The sequence below is a fragment of the Variovorax sp. WS11 genome (assembly GCF_010499245.1).
GTDB lineage: Bacteria > Pseudomonadota > Gammaproteobacteria > Burkholderiales > Burkholderiaceae_C > Variovorax.
Map to the genome: position 1 here is coordinate 246,616 of NZ_JAAGOW010000005.1, position 20,508 is coordinate 267,123.

At 72.0% G+C, this 20,508-nt stretch carries 6 protein-coding genes; all 6 read right to left on the reverse strand.

Annotated elements, in window-relative coordinates; translation table 11 throughout:
* Nucleotides 1-770: 770 nt before the first annotated feature.
* The 6 genes from GXN78_RS35795 to GXN78_RS35815 all read right to left on the reverse strand — a co-directional run bounded on the left by GXN78_RS35795 (nt 771) and on the right by GXN78_RS35815 (nt 20,464).
* Nucleotides 771-953, reverse strand: coding sequence for a hypothetical protein (locus GXN78_RS35795; RefSeq protein WP_164256242.1), 183 nt, complete (start codon nt 951-953; stop codon nt 771-773).
* A 254-nt stretch (nt 954-1,207) separates the two neighbouring features.
* A complete protein-coding gene (locus tag GXN78_RS42095; RefSeq protein WP_275407627.1) occupies nt 1,208-1,342 on the reverse strand; it encodes a hypothetical protein in 135 nt (44 codons plus the stop codon).
* A 195-nt stretch (nt 1,343-1,537) separates the two neighbouring features.
* On the reverse strand, nt 1,538-6,193 hold the full coding sequence (locus GXN78_RS35800; RefSeq protein WP_164256244.1) for a non-ribosomal peptide synthetase: 4,656 nt from the start codon (nt 6,191-6,193) through the stop codon (nt 1,538-1,540).
* Nucleotides 6,194-6,202: 9 nt separating this feature from the next.
* The gene (locus GXN78_RS35805; protein WP_164256247.1) at nt 6,203-12,754 is read right to left on the reverse strand and encodes a non-ribosomal peptide synthetase; all 6,552 of its coding nucleotides are present in this window, start codon (nt 12,752-12,754) and stop codon (nt 6,203-6,205) included.
* Complete coding sequence (locus GXN78_RS35810) at nt 12,751-14,916, reverse strand: amino acid adenylation domain-containing protein (protein ID WP_239143118.1); 2,166 nt, start codon at nt 14,914-14,916, stop codon at nt 12,751-12,753. The genes GXN78_RS35805 and GXN78_RS35810 overlap by 4 nt, the downstream gene beginning before the upstream one ends.
* 94 nt (nt 14,917-15,010) lie before the next feature.
* Nucleotides 15,011-20,464 carry a non-ribosomal peptide synthetase gene (locus tag GXN78_RS35815; protein WP_164256249.1) on the reverse strand — a complete coding sequence of 1,818 codons (5,454 nt, stop codon included), beginning with the start codon at nt 20,462-20,464 and terminating at the stop codon, nt 15,011-15,013.
* Nucleotides 20,465-20,508 lie beyond the last annotated feature (44 nt).

Below are 20,508 nucleotides of genomic sequence, written 5' to 3' on the forward strand. Positions count from 1 at the left end.
CGCGGGCAGCGCCTTGCGGTCGATCTTGCCGTTGGCGTTCAGCGGCAGCAGAGCCCAGCGATCACCGCGGGGACCGTAATACTCAGGCAGCTTCTGCGCCGCATTTCTTCAGCGTTGCCGCTTCGGTCTGGCCCGACACGTAACTGACGAGGCCGAGCCCCACCGGCCCTGCTGTGCCACCACCACCGCCGCACGCCCTCCTGCGCCAGCAACTGGGCCTCCGTCTCCCTGAGTTCGATGCGCAGGCCACGGATCTTCGCTGATGGTCCAGGCGGCCCAGGTACTCAGCTGACCATCCTCGCGCCAGCACCCGATCCCAGTGCGATAGAGCCTGCTCTCCCTGGGGGTCGAAGGATCGGCCACGAAGCGCGCTCGGTGCTGAGCGCGGGACTGTGCAGAAGCCGCGTGAGGCCGACGCCGCCCCACAGGTACAGCTCTCCGCCCACGCCGTGGGTACGGGGGTTCCAGGTGCGCGTCCAGCTACATGCATGGGTGGCCTGGCTGGGCGGCAGATGGCCGCGGTTGTGGCATCTTCCCTGCAGGTCCAGCGTCACGTCGATGGCAGCCGCCTCGGTGGGGCCGCAGAGGTTGAAGAGGCGCGCCCGGGCAATCGCCTGAAGACCTCGGCCTGCACCAGCTCCGGGCAAGGCTTCTCCGCTACACGATGCGGCGCAGGCTGATGCAGCGCTCACCTCCTATGACCCAGGGAAGGCCTGCCAGCATCGAGGGCACGAGGTGCCGGTGCTGACGCTGCTGCTCGATCAAAGCGATCAGGCGGGCTGGATCTCGATGGTCACCCGGTACTGCCACGGCGAGCACAGCCCCTGCATCAGCGGCCAAAAGAACTCCCACACCGACACGTCGAAGCGAGGAAGGGGGTCTGCAGCACACTTCGCGCCGGGCTGCGGGGCGCAGGCCTCCCGCATCCAGGCGAGGCGGTTGAAGAGCGACATGGCGGTTGGCTGCGCCCTTGGGGCGCCGGTGGGGCCGGAGTGCGGGATGACGTAGGCGAGGTGTTCTCCCGTGAGTTCCACTCCCGGGTTGGTCACCCACCCGAGAGATCAGGCATATCGACGGCCAGCACTTGCGCGGATGCAGCAAGGCCATGATGGGTGCGCGAGCACCAGCGACGCTTCGCCGTCCTGAGCATGTAGGCAATGCGTTCGGCGAGTACCGGGTCGATGGCGTAGGCGCCGCCGACACTTCATCACGGCAACAGCAAGGTCACGACCATCTCGACCGAGCGCTCCATGAGCACGCCCACGGGCATGTCGGGCTGCACACCGAGCGCGATCAGATGATGGCCAGCCGGTTGGCGCGCGCGTTGAGCTCCGTAGCTCAAGATGACATCACCGAAGACCACTCGCCCGCTGTCCGGCTACAACTACCGCGCCGCCCGATCCAGCTGTGCACCGGCCGCACATCCTCATAGCGGCCTCGTTGTCCATTTAGCCCGCTGCACCCCGCGCTCGCTATCGCTCAGCAAGCCCAGATCCGCACCTGCCGCCCCGCGCCCCCGGCCAGCGCCTCCACGATCTCAGCCCAGCGCCTGCTGCAGCATCCCCCATGCCGCGCGCTGACCGGGACGATGCACCTGCAGCACCAGCTCGAAGGCCTCGCCCCGGTCGTTGATCGACACGGTGAAGGGGTAGTTGGTGCGTTCCTCCGCCCCCAGCATCTCCATGCCCGCCCAGATCGCGTTCTGCCCCTCCGGGTCCGCGACCTGCGCATGTCGGTAGTTGAAGATCGTCGAGAACAGCGGCGCCGCCCCCGGCAGCCCGCTGCAGCGCTGCGCCAGCGACAGCGGCGCGTGCTCGTGGTGCAGCAGGTCCGCCAGTGCCGCGTTGGCCTGCTGCAGGCACTGCGCCACCGTTCCCTCGCCGAGCCGCAGGCGCAGCGGCAGCGTGTTGATGAACATGCCCAGCGCGCGGTGCGCGCCCTCCCCGCCCTGCATGCGGCCGAAGAGCACGGTGCCGAACACCACGTCGTCGCGCCCCGTGGTGCGGCCCAGCACCAGCGCCCAGGCCAGGTGGAAGACGGTCGCCGCGCTCACGCCGTGGCGCTGCGCCTGCTCGCGCAGGGCGCGCGCCGCCGGGCCGTCCAGCAGGCACCGCTCCTCGATCACCTGCGCGCCCTCGATGCGCACGTCGGCCAGTCCGAAGGGCGCCGTGGGCTCGTCCACGTCCGCCAGCATCCCGCGGAAGAAGGCCTCGTGCTCGGCGGCGCTCGCGCCCAGGCGGGCCTGCGCCACGTAGTTGCGGAAGGGCACCGGCTCGGGCAGCTCGGCCTCGCGGCCCTGCAGCAGCAGCGCGATCTCCTCGACCAGCAGTTCTTCGGAGGTGTGGTCCAGCGCCAGGTGGTGGGTGGGCAGTTGCAGCAGCCAGCGCCCGTTCTCTTCGTCGCGCGCGGCAATGCCGCGGATCAACGGCGCCTGCCGCACGTCGATGCGGTAGCGGCTGGCATGCACGTGGGCATTCAGCTGGTCCGCGACCGCGCCGCCGCCGGCCTCGGGCGCGAACCACGACAGCGGCAGCGGCGCCTCGCGCCACACCACCTGCACCGGCGAGGGCAGGTCTTCCCACAGCACCGCGGTGCGCAGGATGTCGTGGCGCGTGATCACCCGCGCCAGGCTGTCGAGAAAGCGCCGCAGCCGCGGCTCGCTGTCGAAGCCCAGCAGCAGGGTCGTCACGTAGGCGTCGCCCTCGGCCTGCATGAGGTGATGGAACAGGATGCCTTCCTGCAGCGGTGCCAGCGGATAGATGTCCTGGATGTTGGCCGCGCCGCCGGGCACGGCGGCTTCGATGCGGCGGATCTGCGCATCGTCGAGCGCCACCAGCGGCAGCATCGCGGGCGTGATCGCGGTGCAGCCTCCGGGAATGCCATTGGGCGGCACGACCACCGCCCGGCGCGACGCGCCGTCGCCGCCCTCGAGCGCCGCGGCGAACTCGGCCAGCCTGGGCTGCTGGAAGAGCAGGCGCACCGGGGCCTCGCGGCCCTGCTGGCGCAGGCGCTCCAGCAGCTGGATGGCCAGCAGCGAATGGCCGCCCAGCTCGAAGAAACTGTCGTGGCGGCCCACGCGCGGCACGCCCAGCAGCTCGGCCCACAGCGCCGCGACGGCCTGCTCGGCCTCGCCCACAGGCGCCTCGTACCCGGCGCTGGTGCCGGCCTCCGGCTGCGGCAGCGCCTTGCGATCGATCTTGCCGTTGGCGTTGAGCGGCAGTGCGTCCAGCACCATGATGACCGAGGGCACCATGTACTCGGGCAGCACCGCCGACAGCGCGCGCTTGAGCGCCGTCGGCTCTGCCTCGCCCGCCACGTAGCCGACCAGGCGCGCGCCGCCCGGCCCTTCCTGCGCCAGCACTGCGACCTCGCGCACGCCCGGCTGCGATTGCAGCTGCGCCTCGATCTCGCCCAGCTCGATGCGAAAGCCCCGGATCTTCACCTGGTGGTCGATGCGCCCTAGGTACTCCAGCTGCCCGTCGCCACGCCAGCGCACCAGGTCGCCGGTGCGGTAGAGCCGGCCGCCCTGCGTGTCGAAGGGGTCGGCCACGAAGCGCTCGCTGCTGAGCGCGGCGCGGTTCAGGTAGCCGCGCGCCAGGCCCGCGCCCGAGACGTGCAGCTCGCCAGGCACCCCCACCGGCTGCTCGCGCAGGTCGGCGTCGAGCACGCGCAGGCCGAGGTCGGGGATCGCCACGCCCACCGGGCTGCGCTGCCCGTCCGCCAGGTCGGCGCGCGTGATCGGCCGCCAGGTGACGTGCACCGTCGTCTCGGTGATGCCGTACATGTTGATGAGCGCCGGCATGGCGTCGCCGTGGCGCTCGATCCAGGGCCGAAGGCTCTCCGGCTCCAGCGCCTCGCCGCCGAAGACCACGCAGCGCAGCGCGAGGCCGGTCGTGGCGTCGCGCGCGCCCGCGGCATGCATCAGCTGCCGGAAGGCCGAGGGCGTCTGGTTGAGCACCGTCACCTGCTGCTCGCGCAGCAAGGCCAGGAAGTCCTCCGGCGAGCGGCTCACCCAGTAGGGCACCACCACCAGCCGGCCGCCGGTACACAGCGCGCCGAAGATCTCCCACACCGAGAAGTCGAAGGCGTAGGAATGGAACATCGTCCACACGTCCTCGGGCCCGAAACGGAACCACGGCGCCGTCGCATCGAGCAGCCGGCTCACCTGCCGGTGGCACAGCTGCGCGCCCTTGGGCCGGCCGGTGGAGCCGGAGGTGTAGATCACGTAGGCCAGGTGGTCGGGATGCACCGCCACGGCGGGCTCGCTCGCGTCATCGCCGAAAGCGTCGGCGCGGTCGATCTCCAGCACCGGCAGCGCCGCATCCACCGCGAGGCGCGGCAGCACCGCGCTGTCGGTGAGCAGCAGCGTGATGCCGCTGTCCGCGGCCATGTACGCGAGGCGCTCGGCCGGATAGTCGGGGTCCAGCGGCACGTAGGCCCCGCCGGCCTTCAGGATCGCGAGCAGGCCCACGATCATCTGCGCGGAGCGCGGCATGGCGATGCCCACGCGCGACTCCGGCCGCACGCCCATCGCGACGAGGCGGTGCGCGAGCCGGTTGGCGCGCGCGTTCAGCTCGGCGTAGCTCAAGGCCTCGCCTTCGCAGACCACGGCCACCGCCTCCGGCCGGGCCCGTGCCTGGGCTTCGATGCGGTGGTGGATGGGCTCGGCCGGCTGCACGCCGCGCAGGGCCGCGTCGCCCCACTGCCGGGTGCGGGCCAGCTCTTCGGCGCCTTGCAGCACCACCTCCCCCACGGTCTGCTCCGGCCGTTGCGCCAGCGCTTCCAGCATGGCCAGGTAGTGCGAGGCCAGGCGCTCGATGGTCGCGGGCGCGAACAGTTCCTCGGCATAGGTCATCACCAGCCCGACGCGGCCCTGCGCATCCTCGGTGGTGTCCAGCGTCAGCTCGAACTGCGCCGCCTGTTCGTTCAGCGCATGGCCGTGGAGCGCCAGGCCGGGCAGCTGCACTGCCGACGCGGCACCCACCTGCTGGTGGTTGTGCACCACCTGGAACAGCGGGCTGTGGCCCAGGCTGCGATCGGGCTGCAGCGCCTCCACCAGTTGCTCGAAGGGCAGGTCCTGGTGCGCCTGCGCACCCTGCACGGCTTCCTTCACGCGGTCCAGCAGCGCGGCCAGCGGCAGCATGCGCCCGACCTCGGTGCGCAGCACCTGCGTGTTGACGAAGAAGCCCACCACGCGCTCCGTCTCGGGACGGTGGCGGTTGGCGATGGGCATGCCGGTGCGGATGTCGGCCTGGTCCGTGTAGCGGTGCAGCAGCGCGTGGAAGCCCGCGAGCAAGGCCATGAAGAGCGTCGCTCCCTGCGCCTGCGCGCGCCGGCGCACGGCCTGCGCCAGTTCGGCCGGCAGCTCGAACTTGCCGGTGGCGGCGCGGTAGCGGCCGTCGGCGCGGCGCGGATGGCCGGCGGGCAGCTGCAGCACCGGATGGTCGTGGCCGAGCTGGCGCGTCCAGTAGGCGAGTTGCCGCTCCTTCTCGCCGGCCTCGAGCCAGTGGCGCTGCCAGGCAGCGTAGTCGGCGTACTGGATGGGCGGCGCGGGCAGCGCCGGCGGCCTGCCTTCGCGATGCGCGCCATACAGCGCCGCGAACTCCTCCACCAGCAGCTGCATCGACCAGCCGTCGGAGACGATGTGGTGCATCGCGATCACCAGCAGGTGTTCCAGCTCGCTGATGCGAATCAGCCCGACGCGCAGCAGCGGCCCGGCCGTGAGATCGAAGGGCGTCTGCGTGATGCGCAGCGCCTCGGCCTTCGCCGCCGCGTCGCGCGCGGGCGCGTCCAGCCCCCGCAGGTCGGTGCGCGGGATGTGCAGCGCGAGGGCCGGCTGCGCCACCTGCCGCGCCATGCCGTCGGGCTGGGCCTCGAAGCGGGTGCGCAGTGCCGCATGCCGCGCGACCAGCGCCCCGAAGGCGGCATCCACCGCATCGGCATCGAGCTCGCCTTCCAGCCGCAGCGCACCCGAGATGTGATACGCCGTGCTCGCGGCATCGAACTTCCAGAGGAACCACTGCCGCGCCTGCGCATAGGAGGCCGGCTGACTCTCGCCCCCGGGCGCCGGCACGATGGGCAGTACGGAAAAGTCGATGCCCTGCTCGCGCAGGCTCTTCAGGAAGCCCTGCTTGCGCTCGGCCGGCAGGCGGGCGAATCGTTCGGCGATCTGCCGTTGAAGGTCGTTGTTCATGTCGGTGTGTCAGTCTTCCCAGGCGTCCAGCAGGGCGGCCATGCGGTCCAGCTCGGCCGTTGCCTGCGGGCCGGTGTTCTGGCGCGCGGCGGACAGGGCCGCGCCGATTTCCAGGAGGGTCGGGTTCTCGAAGAAGGCGCGCAGCGGCAGCTGCGCGCCGAGCTCGGCTTGCACGCGCCGCTGCACCTGCAGCAGCGCCAGCGAATGGCCGCCCAGCTCGAAGAAGTTGTCGTGGCGGCCGACCTGGTCGAGGCCCAGCACCTCGCGCCAGAAGCGCGCCATGTGCGATTCGGCTTCGCCCTGCGGCGCCTCGTGCGGCCGCGCGAGGGCCTGCTGCGGATCGGGCAGCGCATGGCGGTCGACCTTGCCGTTGGCATTGAGCGGCAGGCGATCGAGCAGCACGATCGCGCCCGGCACGGCATGCTCCGGCAGCACGCCGCGCAGCCGGTCGCGCAGCTGCGCGGCATCGGCGAAGCGGCCCGCGTGCAGCGCGACGTAGGCCGCCAGCCAGGCCCCGGCCGCGCCCTCGCGCGCCACCACCACCGCCTCGCGCACCTCGGGCTGCGCCAGCAGTTGGGACTCGACCTCGCCCAGCTCGATGCGGAAGCCCCGCACCTTGACCTGGTGATCCAGCCGGCCGAGGTAGTCGAGCTCGCCGTCCTCGTTCCAGCGCACCAGGTCGCCGGTGCGGTAGAGCCGGCCGCCCGCGCAATCGAAGGGGTCGGCCACGAAGCGCTCCGCGCTGAGGCCGGCACGATTCAGGTAGCCGCGCGCCAGGCCCGTGCCGCCGAGGTACAGCTCGCCCGGCACGCCCGGCGGCACGCGGTTGAGCACCGTGTCGAGCACATAGGCCGTGCGATCGCCCACCAGGCGGCCGATCGGCATGTAGGCGGCTTCGCAGCGCGTGTCCGGTCCGGCCTTGGCGAGGGTCGGCGTGATCACCGTTTCGGTGGGACCGTAGCCATTGACGATGCGCGCCGGCCGCAGCACCTGCTGCACCAGCGCCAGCGCGGCGCGCGGCATCGCCTCGCCGCCCACGGTGTAGGAGCGGATGGGCAGGCGGCTCGCCGCCTCGCCGAGCAGGTGCGCCATCTGCGTGAGATAGGTCGGCGTGAAGCAGGCGATGGTGATCCCGTGGCGCTCGATCTCCGCCGCCGTGCGCTCCACCGGCCAGAGCGCGTCGTCGCGCGGCATCAGCGCCGCGCCGAAGGCCAGCGGCACCCAGGTGCGCTCGTGCGCGCCGTCGAAGGCGATGGAGGCGAACTGCAGCTCGCGGTCCTGCGGCGTCATGCCGTAGGCCTCGCCGATGGACTGCACATGCATCGCCAGCGGCCCGTGCGCCACCGCCACGCCCTTGGGGCGGCCGGTGGAGCCGGAGGTGTAGATCAGGTAGGCCAGCTGCCCGGCATGCAGCGGCACTGCGGGATCGTGATCCGGCAGCCCGTCCAGCGCCTCCTGCGCCGCAAGGTCGAGCACACACAGGCCCTCGCGCGGCGCGAAGCGCGGCATCGAGTGCGGCTGGGTCAGCAGCAGGGCGATGCCGCTGTCGTCCACCATGTAGTCCAGCCGCTCCTGCGGGTAGGCGGGATCGAGCGGCACGTAGGCGCCGCCGGCCTTCAGCACCGCGAGCAGGCTCACGACCATCGCGATGGAGCGCTCGACCGCGATGCCCACGCGGACCTCGGGCCCGACGCCGAGCGCGATGAGCCGGTGCGCGAGGCGGTTGGAGCGGGCGTTGAGCTGGGCGTAGCTGAGCGTCGCATCGCCCATGAGGAGCGCGACCGCGTCGGGCCGCGCGATCGCCTGCCGCTCGACCAGCCGGGGCACGGGCGGCACCTCGGCGTAGCGGCGCCCGTTGTCGCCCCAGGCGCGCAGCCGCGCGAGCTCGGCGGCCGGCAGGATCTCCAGCGTGCGCAGCGGCCGGCGCGAGCCCGCGGCCAGCGCGTCGGCCAGGGCCTGCAGGGCCGCGTGCAGCAGCTCGCACACGCGCGCCGGGTCGATGGCGGCGTCCACCTGCGCGACCAGCTCGAAGCCGGTGCCGCGATCGTTGACCGATACGCCGAAGGGGAAGTTGGAGCTCTCGCGCGAGGCCAGGGTCTCGATGCCGGGCAGCCCGCGCGCGGCCGCCGCCGCTTCGCCGTGCCGGTAGTTGAGGATCGCCGAGAACAGCGGCGCGCCGCTGGGCAGCGCGCTGCAGCGCTGGGCCAGCGCGAGGCTCGCATGCTCGTGCCGCAGCAGCTCGGCCAGCGCCTGCTGCGTGTGCTGCAGGCACTCCGAGGCATCGCGCATCTCCAGGCGCACGCGCAGCGGCAGCGTGTTGATGAACATGCCCACCGCGCGGTTCACCTCGCGGCCGCCCTGCATGCGGCCGAAGAGCACGGTGCCGAAGACCACGTCGTCGCGGCCGGTGATGCGGCCCAGCACCAGCGCCCAGGCCAGGTGGAACAGCGCGGCCGCGCTCACGCCCTCGCGCCGGGCCTGCAGGCGCAGGGCCTGCGCGAGCGCGTCGTCGAGGGGGAGGACGGCTTCGACGATGCGGCCGCCGTCGCCCTGCACGTCGGCCAGGCCGAAGGGGATGGTGGGCTCGTCCACCCCTGCGAGCGCGCGGCGGAAGTAGGCCTCGTGCACCGACTGCGCGAGGCCGCGCCGCGCCTGCGCGACGAAGCGGCGGAAGGGCACGGGCTCGGCCAGCGCGTCCGCGCGGCCTTCGAGCAGCAGGCCGATCTCCTCGATCAGCAGGGCCTTCGAGCTGTGGTCCAGCACCAGGTGATGGGTGGGCAGCTGCAGCAGCCAGCGCAGCGCGCCGGCATCGGGCGCGGCGAAGGCGCGCACCATCGGCGCGCTGCCCACGTCCAGGCGCTGCCGCGCGCGCTGCTGCGCCTGCTCCGGCGTCTCGCACCATTCGATCGGCACGGCCGCCTGGCGCAGCACCACCTGCACCGGCTCGGGCAGCGCCTCCCACAGGACGGCGGTGCGCAGCATGTCGTGGCGCGCGATCACGCGGTTCAGGCAGTCGATGAAGTGCCGCAGGCGCTCGCGGCTGTCGAAGGCCAGCAGCAGCGCGCTGACATAGGCATCCTCCTCGCCGCCCATCAGGTGATGGAACAGGATGCCTTCCTGCAAAGGCGCGAGCGGGTAGATGTCCTGGATGTTCGCTCCGCCGCCGGGCACGGCCGACTCGATGCGGCGGATCTGTGTGTCGTCGAGCGTCACCAGCGGCAGCATCGCGGGCGTGATTGCGGTGCAGCCTGCGGGGATGCCGTTGGGCGGCACGTCCACTTCCGGGTCTGCGGCGCCTTGCAGCGCGGTCGCGAAGTCGGTCAGCCTCGGATGCTGGAAGAGCAGGCGCACCGGGGCTTCGCGGCCTTGGCGACGCAGGCGTTCCATCAGCTGGATGGCGAGCAGCGAATGGCCGCCGAGCTCGAAGAAGTTGTCGTGGCGGCCGACGCGAGTCGCACCCACGAGCTCGGACCACAACGTGGCGACGGCCTGCTCCACGTCGCCTGCAGGGGCTTCGTAGGCGCCCTGCTCCTGCGCCTCCACCGCGGGCAGCGCCTTGCGGTCGATCTTGCCGTTGGCGTTCAGCGGCAAGGTGTCGAGCACCAGGATCACTGCGGGCACCATGTATTCGGGCAGCTTCTGCGCCAGTGCATTCTTCAGCGTTGCCGCTTCGGCCTGGCCCGACACGTAGCCGACGAGCCTGGCCCCACCCGGGCCCTGCTGCGCCACCACCACCGCTTCTCGCACGCCTTCCTGCGCCAGCAGCTGGGCCTCGATCTCCCCGAGCTCGATGCGCAGGCCCCGGATCTTCACCTGGTGGTCCAGGCGGCCCAGGTACTCCAGCTGACCATCCTCGCGCCAGCGCACCCGATCCCCGGTGCGATAGAGCCTGCCTCCCTGGGGGTCGAAGGGATCGGCCACGAAGCGCTCGCTGCTGAGCGCGGCCTTGTGCAGGTAGCCGCGTGCCAGGCCGACGCCGCCCAGGTACAGCTCTCCGCCCACGCCGGTGGGTACGGGGTTCAGGTGCGCGTCCAGCACATGCACATGCGTGGCGGCGATGGGGCGGCCGATGGCCACGTGGTTGTGGCCATCTTCCCTGCAGGTCCAGTGCGTCACGTCGATGGCCGCCTCGGTGGGGCCGTAGAGGTTGAAGAGGCGCGCTTCGGGCAATCGCCTGAACACCTCGGCCTGCACCGGCTCGGGCAAGGCTTCTCCGCTGCACACGATGCGGCGCAGGCTGGTGCAGCGCTCCACTTCGCCATGACCCAGGAAGGCCTGCAGCATCGAGGGCACGAAGTGCAAGGTGCTGACGCCATGCTGCTCGATCAAAGCGATCAGGCGGGCTGGATCTCGATGGTCACCCGGTGCTGCCACGGCGAGCACGGCTCCCTGCATCAGCGGCCAAAAGAACTCCCACACCGACACGTCGAAGGAGAAGGGGGTCTTCTGCAGCACCACTTCGCCGGGCTGCAGGGCGTAGGCCTCCTGCATCCAGGCGAGGCGGTTGAAGAGCGAGACATGGCGGTTGGCCGCGCCCTTGGGGCGGCCGGTGGAGCCGGAGGTGTAGATGACGTAGGCCAGGTGTTCTCCCGTGAGTTCCACTCCCGGGTTGGTGTCGGGCCCACCCGAGAGATCGAGCGTATCGACGGCCAGCACTTGCGCGGATGCAGCCAAGGCCAGATGGGATTGCGCGAGCACCAGCGACACGCCGCTGTCCTGGAGCATGTAGGCAATGCGTTCGGCGGGGTACTCGGGGTCGATGGGCACGTAGGCGCCACCGGCCTTCATCACGGCCAGCAGGCTCACGACCATCTCGACCGAGCGCTCCATGAGCACGCCCACGGGCAGGTCGGGCCGCACGCCGTGCGCGATCAGATGATGGGCCAGCCGGTTGGCGCGCGCATTGAGCTCGGCGTAGCTCAAGATGACATCACCGAAGACCACCGCCGGCTCGTCCGGCTGCAACACCACGCGCCGCTCGATCAGCTCGTGCACCGGCCGTGCATCTTCATAGCCGGCTTCGTTGTATTCCCAGCCCCGCAGCGTCTCCCGCTCCGCTGCATCGCCCAGCACCACCTCCCCGAGCGCCTGCCGCGGCCACTCCACCATCGCGGCCAGGATCGCCAGGTAGTACCCGGCCCAGCGCGCCACCGTGCCGGCTTCGAACAGTTCCTCCGCGTAGCCGAACACCAGGCTCGCCCGGCCATCGGCGCGTTCCGTCACACTGAGCGTCAGCTCGAACTGCGCCTCGCCCTGGCCCAGTGCGCAGTCGTCCAGCGCCAGCCCCGCCACTTGCCGCGGTGCCGGCCGCTCCTCGCGCTGGTGGTTGAACAGCACCTGGAACAGCGGGCTCTGCCCCAGCGTGCGCTCGGGCTGCAAAGCCTCCACCAGCTGCTCGAAGGGCAGATCCTGGTGCGCCTGTGCGCCCAGGGCCGCATCGCGTGCCGAAGCCAGCGCCGCGTCCAACGCCATCCGTCCCTCCAGCCGGCTGCACAGCACCTGCGTGTTGACGAAGAAGCCGACGATGCCCTCGCTCTCCAGGCGCTGGCGGTTGGCGATGGGCACGCCCACGCGGACATCCTCCAGCCCGGTGCAGCGGTGCAGCAGCACCTGGAAGCCCGCGAGCAGCGCCATGAAGGAGGTGGCCCCCGCCTCGCGTGCGCGCTCGCGCAGCGCGTGCAGCAGCGCGGCAGGCAGCTCGAAGGCGTGGCGCGCCGCACGGTAGATGCCATCGGCGCGGCGCGGCCGGTCGGCCGGCAGCTGCAGCACCGGATGCGTGTCGCCGAGCTGCCGCGTCCAGTAGTCGAGCTGGCGTTGCGCCTCACCGGCTTCCATCCAGTGCCGCTGCCACTGCGCATAGTCGGCGTACTGCACCGCCGGCGCGGCGAGCGTGCGGGGCGCGTGCTCGACCCGCGCCCGGTACTCCGCCCAGAACGATTCCACGCACAGCTGCATCGACCAGCCGTCGGACACGATGTGATGCATCACGACCACCAGCAGGTGCAGCTCCTCCTCGAGGCGGATCACCGCGACGCGCCAGGGCGGCGCGGCCCCGAGGTCGAAAGGCGTGTCGCTCGCGCGGCGGGCCTCCTCGTATGCGCGGGCCTCGCGCTGGTCGCCGGCGAGCTCGCGAAGGTCGACCACGGACACGCCGGGCTCGCCGGGCTCGCCGGCCGGCAGGATGCACTGCTCGGCCCGGCCTTCGGCATCGGCGCGGAACACGGTGCGCAGCGACTCGTGGCGCGCGGCCAGCGCGTCGAAGCTCTGGCGCAGGGCCTGCAGGTCCAGCGGCCCGCGCAGGCGCGATGCGCCGAGGATGTGATAGGCCGTGCTCTCGGGCGCCAGCTGCCACAGGAACCACTGGCGCGCCTGCGCGTACGAAAGCGGGCAGCGCGCGGCCAGCTCGGATTCGCGCGGCACGATCGGAAAATGCCCCGGCGCGAGGCCCTCGGAACGGATCTTCTCGTAGACCGCGCGCCGCTGCGCCGGCGTCAGCTGGGCGAAGCGCTCGGCGATGCGTAGGGTCTGCAAGGTCTGCAAGGTCTTGGGGTCGACGTTCACATCGTCTCCAGGCTGTCGATGAAGGAATCGATGTCGGACAAGGCTTGGCCCGCAGGCGCGGCCCGGCTGCGCTCGGTGAGGCGCGCGGCGAGCGCGGCCAGGACCGGCGCCTGGAACACCTCGGCCACCGGCAGCGCCACCTGCAGCAGGTTCTGCACGCGCGCCACCATCTGCATGGCCGAGAGCGAATGACCGCCGAGCTCGAAGAAGTGGTCGCGGCGGCCCACGCGCGGCAGGCCCAGCACCTCGCACCAGATGGCGGCGAGCGCCTCTTCGGTGTCGCCCTGCGGCGGCTCGTGGCCGGCCTCGGCGGCGCCAGCAACGGGCGCGGGCAGCGCCTTGCGATCGATCTTGCCGTTGGCGCTGAGCGGCAGGGCCGCGAGCGTCAGCAGCACCGCGGGCACCATGTAGTCGGGCAGGGCCGCTGCCAGCGCGCCGCGCAGCGCGGCCGCCTCCAGCGCCTCGCCGGCGGCATGGCCGACCAGCCGCACACCGCCGCCCGGTGCCTCCTGCGCCACCACCACCGCCTCGCGCACACCGGGCTGCGCGAGCAGCTGCGCCTCGATCTCGCCCAGCTCGACGCGGAAGCCCCGGATCTTCACCTGGTGGTCGATGCGCCCCAGGTACTCCAGCTGCCCGTCATGGCGCCAGCGCACCAGGTCGCCGGTGCGGTAGAGCCGGCCACCTTGCGCATCGAAGGGGTCGGCCACGAAGCGCTCGGACGTGAGCGCGGCGCGGCCCAGATAGCCGCGCGCCAGCAGCGCGCCGCCGATGCACAGCTCGCCGGCCACGCCGGGCGCCACCGGATTCAGCGCCGCATCCAGCACGCGCAGCACGCGGCCGGGCAGCGCGCGGCCGATCGGCATCTGCGCGGGCAGCGCTTCCTCCCCGCGCACGTAGGCCGTGCAATCGAGCACCGTGGCGGTGACGGTGGCCTCGGTGGGCCCGTAGGTGTTGAGCAGCTTCACGTGCGCCAGGCCCGCGTCGCGCCAGGCCTTCAGGCCCTCGGGCGGCATGGCCTCGCCGCCGGCATGGACCTGCCGCAGCGCGCCCCAGCCGCGGCCGGGGCGGCGCGCGGCGTCCTGCGCCATCAGCAGCCAGTAGGCGGTCGTGAGATCGGCCACGCTGACCTCGCGCTCGACGATCTCGCGATGCAGCCGCTCGCTGTCCCACAGCTCGGGGCCGCGCAGCACCACGGCCGCACCCACGGCCAGCGGCGGGAAGAGCTGCTCGACGAAGCCGTCGAAGTTCAGCGTCGAGAACTGCAGCATGCGGTCGGCCGGCGTGAGCCCGAAGAAGCCGATCGCTGCCTGCACGTGGCAGCGCAGCGCCAGGTGGCCGATGCCCACGCCCTTGGGGTGGCCGGTGGAGCCCGAGGTGTAGATCACGTAGGCCAGTGCGTTGAGCGGCAGCGCGACACCGGGGTCGGCGGCGGACTCGGCATGAAGGTCCAGCGCGTCGAGCGCCACCACGCCCGGCGCGCCCGGCGCCGCAAGACGCGAGGCCATGCGCGACTGCGTGAGCACCAGCGACATGCGGCTGTCTTCCACCATGTGCGCGATGCGCTCGGCGGGGTAGTCGGGATCGAGCGGCACGTAGGCCCCGCCCGCCTTGAGCACCGCGAGGAGGCCCACCACCATCTCGATGCCGCGGTCGAGCGCGATGCCGACGCGCGACTCGGGCCCCACGCCGAGGGCGATCAGCCGGTGCGCGAGCCGGTTGGCCTGCGCGTTCAGCGCCGCATGGCTCAGGCAGCGCTCACCGTGGACCAGCGCAGGCGCCTCGGGCCGATCCCGCGCCTGGCGCTCGATCAGCCGGTGAATGGGCTCGTCGAAAACCGGCGTGTCGGGATGCGTGCCCCAGTGCGCGATTTGCTGCGCCTGCGCCTCATCGAGCAGGACCAGCGTGCCCAGCGGCCGCGCGCCATCGGCCGCCAGCGCGGCGATGGCCTGCTGCAGGCAGCCGGCAAGCAGGTCCACCATCTCGTCACCGAAGCGCACGCGCTCATAGCCCAGCGCCAGCCGCAGCGATTGGTCGGCGGCGAGCTGCACCGTCAGCGTCATCGGGTAGTGCGTCTCGTCCTGCTGCGCCACGTTCTCGAAGCGCAGGCCGCCCGGCGCGCCCGCGCGCAGCGCCTCGTCGACGGGATAGTTCTCGAACACGGGAGGCTGTCGAACAGCCTGCCGCCCTGCCCGCCCATTGCTGCATCTCGTAGAGCGGCGTGTGCTCGTGTTCGCGCGCCGCGGGTTCTGTGCCTCAGCGCGCGCAGCCAGTCGCCCGTGGCCTGCGCGGCTGCGGCGTGGCGACCATGGGCAGCGTGTTGATGAACAGGCCCAGCATGCGCTCGGCGCCCCGCAGCTCGGCACTGCGGCCCGCCACCGTGACGCCGAAAACCACGCTGCGCTGCGCGGCGCAGCGCGCCAGCACCAGCGCCCAGGCGGCCTGCACCAGCGTGTTGAGCGTGACGCGTTCGCGCCGTGCCGCGTCCAGCCAGGGCTGGACGCGCGCGGCCGGCAGCGCGATGCGGTGCAGGTCCTGGCCGGTGCGCCCGGGGGCAGGCCGCGGCAGTGCGTCGGCGAGCAGCGTGGGCGCTTCGAGGGCGCCGAGCTGGTCGCGCCAGAAGCGCTCGCTGGCCGCGCGCTCGCGCGTGGCCAGCCAGGCGATGTGGTCGCGGTAGCGGCCTGCCGGCGCGGTCGGCGGCAGGCCCGTGTAGTGACGCAGCACCTCGCCCATCAGGCCGGTCACGCTCCAGCCGTCGAGCAGCAGGTGATGCAGGGTCCAGATGAAGTGGTGACGCTGCGCGCCGGTGCGCACCAGCGCCATCCGCATCAGGGGCGGCCGCGCGAGGTCGAAGCCGCGCGCCCGCTCGGCCTGCGCCAGCGCATCGAGGCCGGCGCCGTCCGGGGCCTCGTGGAGGGCCAGCGACGGCTCGGCCCGGCGCGACACCCATTGCAGCGGCGCGTCGCCTGACAGGAAGCCGGTGCGCAGCACCTCGTGGCGCGCGAAGGCTGCGCGCCAGGCGGCACGGAAGCGCGCCACGTCCAGGCCGTGGATGTCGACGCGCAGCTGGTTCAGGTAGGCCCCGGCCTGCGGATCGAGCTGGCTGTGGAACAGCAGGCCGGCCTGCATGGGCGACAGCGGATAGAGGTCCTCCAGCTCGGCCATCGGCAGCGGCAGCGCGTCGAGCTGCGGCTGCGTGAGCGCGGCCAGCGGAAAGTCCGACGGCGTGGCGCCGCCGCGCGGCGCGGCCTGGGCCTGCGCGATGAGCGTTTCGAGCTCCTCGCGGATGCGACGCGCCAGGCGTTCCATGGCCTGCGCGTCCTGTCTCGCGCGGCTGTAGCCCAGGCCCAGGCGCAACTCGCCGGCATGGACCCGGCCGTTGACCGAAAGCTCATGCCACAGCGGCGTGCTCTCGTGCAGGGTGGCGCCGGCTTGCTCCTCGGCCAGCGACCAGGGCGAGGCCGCATCGAGGCCGCCGTCGAACTGGCCCAGGTAGTTGAAGACGATCTGCGGACGGGGCGGCGCGCGCAGCGCCTCGCGCTGCGCGGCATCGCCCCAGAGGCCCAGCACACCGTGGCCGATGCCCTGGCGCGGCGTGCGCCGCAGCGCTTCCTTCACGCGCCGCAGCGCATCGGCCGGCGCGCCCGTGGGTGCCAGCGCCACCGGATACAGGCTGGTGAACCAGCCCGTGGTGCGCGACAGATCGAGCCGGCCCGAGAGGTCCTCGCGCCCATGGCCTTCGCCCATGACGAGGATCTCCTCGTGGCCGCTCCATTCGCACAAGGCGCGGCCCAGGGCCGTGAGGAGCACGTCGTTGACCTGCGTGCGCCAGGCGGCCGGCACCTCCTTGAGGAGGGCCTCGGTGCGCGCGCGGTCGAGCCGGATCTCGATGTGGCCGCGCTCGGCCGCGGTGTTCGCGCCTTCGGGCCGGGCGCAAGGCAGGCTGGCCGGCACCCGGGCCAGCGACTGCCAGTGCGGCATCTCGTCGGCGTGGCGGGCGGCGCTGGCCTCCAGGGCCTGCGCCCAGGCCTGGAGGCTGTCGGTGCGGGCCGGGAGCGCGACAGGCGCGCCGTCCAGCCGCTGGACGTAGGCGTTGCGCAGATCCTCGAGCAGGATGCGCCACGACACGCCGTCGATGGCGAGGTGATGGATGGCGAGCAGCAGGCGTGCGCTGCCGTCGGCGACCTCGATCGCCAGCGCGCGCAGGAGCGGACCGCGCGCGAGATCGAGGCTGCGCTGGGCTTCGTCGCACAGCGTTTCGATGTCGTGCGCGGAAGCGGCGCGGCGCGTCCAGAGCAGCGGGCGGGCGTGTGCCTCGGCTGCGGGTTCGCAGACCTGCTGCCAGCGGCCTTTTGCGTCCTGCGTGTAGCGCAGGCGAAGGCTGTCGTGGTGCGCAACCACGGCCTGCAGCGCATCCTCCAATGCCCGCGTGTCGAGCGGCTCGCGGCTGTGCAGCAGCACGGCCTGGTTCCAGTGATGGCGCTGCGGCAGCGGGGTCTCGAAGAACAGCTGCTGGATGGGGAGCAGCGGGACGGGGCCCGATGTCGGGGCAGCCGTCGAGGAGGCGCCGCCGTCGAGGGCCTCGGCCACGCGCGCCAGCGGCGCAATGCTGTGGTGCTCGAACATCTGCCGCGGCGTGATCTTCCAGCCGCGCTGGCGCAAGCGCGCCACGATCTGCAGGCTCAGGATGGAGTCGCCGCCGAGTTCGAAGAAGTTGTCGTGGCGGCCTGCGCGCTCGACACCCAGCACCTGTTGCCAGACCTCGGCCAGTGCCTGTTCGATCTCGCCTTCAGGCGCTTCGTAGGTCTCCTGGCCTTGCGCCTCCACCGCGGGCAGCGCCTTGCGGTCGATCTTGCCGTTGGCGTTCAGCGGCAAGGTGTCGAGCACCAGGATCACTGCGGGCACCATGTATTCGGGCAGCTTCTGCGCCAGTGCATTCTTCAGCGTTGCCGCTTCGGCCTGGCCCGACACGTAGCCGACGAGCCTGGCCCCACCCGGGCCCTGCTGCGCCACCACCACCGCTTCTCGCACGCCTTCCTGCGCCAGCAGCTGGGCCTCGATCTCCCCGAGCTCGATGCGCAGGCCCCGGATCTTCACCTGGTGGTCCAGGCGGCCCAGGTACTCCAGCTGACCATCCTCGCGCCAGCGCACCCGATCCCCGGTGCGATAGAGCCTGCCTCCCTGGGGGTCGAAGGGATCGGCCACGAAGCGCTCGCTGCTGAGCGCGGCCTTGTGCAGGTAGCCGCGTGCCAGGCCGACGCCGCCCAGGTACAGCTCTCCGCCCACGCCGGTGGGTACGGGGTTCAGGTGCGCGTCCAGCACATGCACATGCGTGGCGGCGATGGGGCGGCCGATGGCCACGTGGTTGTGGCCATCTTCCCTGCAGGTCCAGTGCGTCACGTCGATGGCCGCCTCGGTGGGGCCGTAGAGGTTGAAGAGGCGCGCTTCGGGCAATCGCCTGAACACCTCGGCCTGCACCGGCTCGGGCAAGGCTTCTCCGCTGCACACGATGCGGCGCAGGCTGGTGCAGCGCTCCACTTCGCCATGACCCAGGAAGGCCTGCAGCATCGAGGGCACGAAGTGCAAGGTGCTGACGCCATGCTGCTCGATCAAAGCGATCAGGCGGGCTGGATCTCGATGGTCACCCGGTGCTGCCACGGCGAGCACGGCTCCCTGCATCAGCGGCCAAAAGAACTCCCACACCGACACGTCGAAGGAGAAGGGGGTCTTCTGCAGCACCACTTCGCCGGGCTGCAGGGCGTAGGCCTCCTGCATCCAGGCGAGGCGGTTGAAGAGCGAGACATGGCGGTTGGCCGCGCCCTTGGGGCGGCCGGTGGAGCCGGAGGTGTAGATGACGTAGGCCAGGTGTTCTCCCGTGAGTTCCACTCCCGGGTTGGTGTCGGGCCCACCCGAGAGATCGAGCGTATCGACGGCCAGCACTTGCGCGGATGCAGCCAAGGCCAGATGGGATTGCGCGAGCACCAGCGACACGCCGCTGTCCTGGAGCATGTAGGCAATGCGTTCGGCGGGGTACTCGGGGTCGATGGGCACGTAGGCGCCACCGGCCTTCATCACGGCCAGCAGGCTCACGACCATCTCGACCGAGCGCTCCATGAGCACGCCCACGGGCAGGTCGGGCCGCACGCCGTGCGCGATCAGATGATGGGCCAGCCGGTTGGCGCGCGCATTGAGCTCGGCGTAGCTCAAGATGACATCACCGAAGACCACCGCCGGCTCGTCCGGCTGCAACACCACGCGCCGCTCGATCAGCTCGTGCACCGGCCGTGCATCTTCATAGCGGGCCTCGTTGTACTCCCAGCCCCGCAGCATTTCGCGCTCGGCATCGCCCGGCAACACAAGCTGCCCCACCAGCCGCTCCGGATCGGCCACCAGCGTCTCCAGCAGCGCGACATAGAAGTCCGCCAGCCGCCGCGCAGTGCCGCGTTCGAACAAGGCCGTGCTGTACTCCAGCCTTCCACGCACCCCCTCAGGCCGGACCGTGACGTCGAGCGACAGGTCGAACTTGGCGCTCTTCTCGCCAAAGGCCATGGGCTCGACCTGGACCTCGCCGAAGCGCAGCGCTTGCGCGGGATCGCCCATTTGCAGCCCGAACATCGTCTGGAACAGCGGATTGCGCGCCGGGTCGCGCCGCTCGGCGCGGCTGGCGAGCAGCAGCTCGAAGGGCAGCTGCGAATGTTCCAGCGCGGCCAGTGCATCGGCACGCACCCGGCGCAGCACCTGCCGCAGCGACAGCGCGGGCGCCAGCCGCGCGCGGAACACCTGGGTGTTGACGAAGAAGCCGAGCAGCGCCTGCACTTCCTCGCGCTGGCGTCCCGCGCTGGGCACGCCGACGGCGAAATCGTCCTGGCCGCTGTAGCGCGACAGCAGCACCTGCCACATCGCGAACAGCAGCACGAAGGGCGTGCACTTCTCGGCGCGGCACATGCGTTCCAGCCCGCCCGCGAGCACGGGCGGCAGGTCGAAGTAGAGGGCCGCACCCTCGAAGCGCTGCCGCGCCGGGCGCGGGTGGTCGGTGAGCAGGTCCAGCGCCGGCACATGCTTGCCCAGGTGGCGGTTCCAGTGATCGAGCTCACGCGCGAACGCACCCTGCGCCGCCTGCGCGCGCTGCCACGCGGCATGGTCCGCGTACTGCAGCGCCAGCGCGCCGAGGCGCACCGGCCCCGCGTCGCGCAGCGCGAGCGCGTAGGCCTCGGCCAGCTCGCGCGCGAGGATCGGGTTGGACCCGCCGTCGGACACGATGTGGTGCAGGCACACGGCAAGCACATGCTCCTCCTCGCCCAGCCGCGCGAGCCGCGCCATCATCAGCGGCGCCCGGCCCAGGTCGAAGGCGTGCGCCGCGGTGCGCTCGACCAGCGCGTCGAGCGCCGCCTGTCGGGCCTCGGGCGCCAGGCTGCGCAGGTCGGTGCGCTCCAGCGCGAAGGGCGCGGCATCCTGCACGCGCTGCCGCGCCTCGCCTTCCACGTCCGCGAAGCGGGTGCGCAGCACCGCATGGCGCGCGATGACGGCCTGGAAGGCCCGCTCCAGTGCGCCGTCGTCGAGCGCGCCGCCCAGGCGGAACACGCGCGGCAGGTTGTAGGCCGTGAGCTCGGGATGCACGCTCTGCAGCAGCCACAGCTGCTCCTGCGGGAAGGACAGCGGCGCGAGGATCTCGTGCGCGGTGGGAATGGCGGATGCGGCCGGATGCGTCATGCAGTGCGTGCTTGCAGCGTTTCGAAAGACAAGGGACGGGTGGC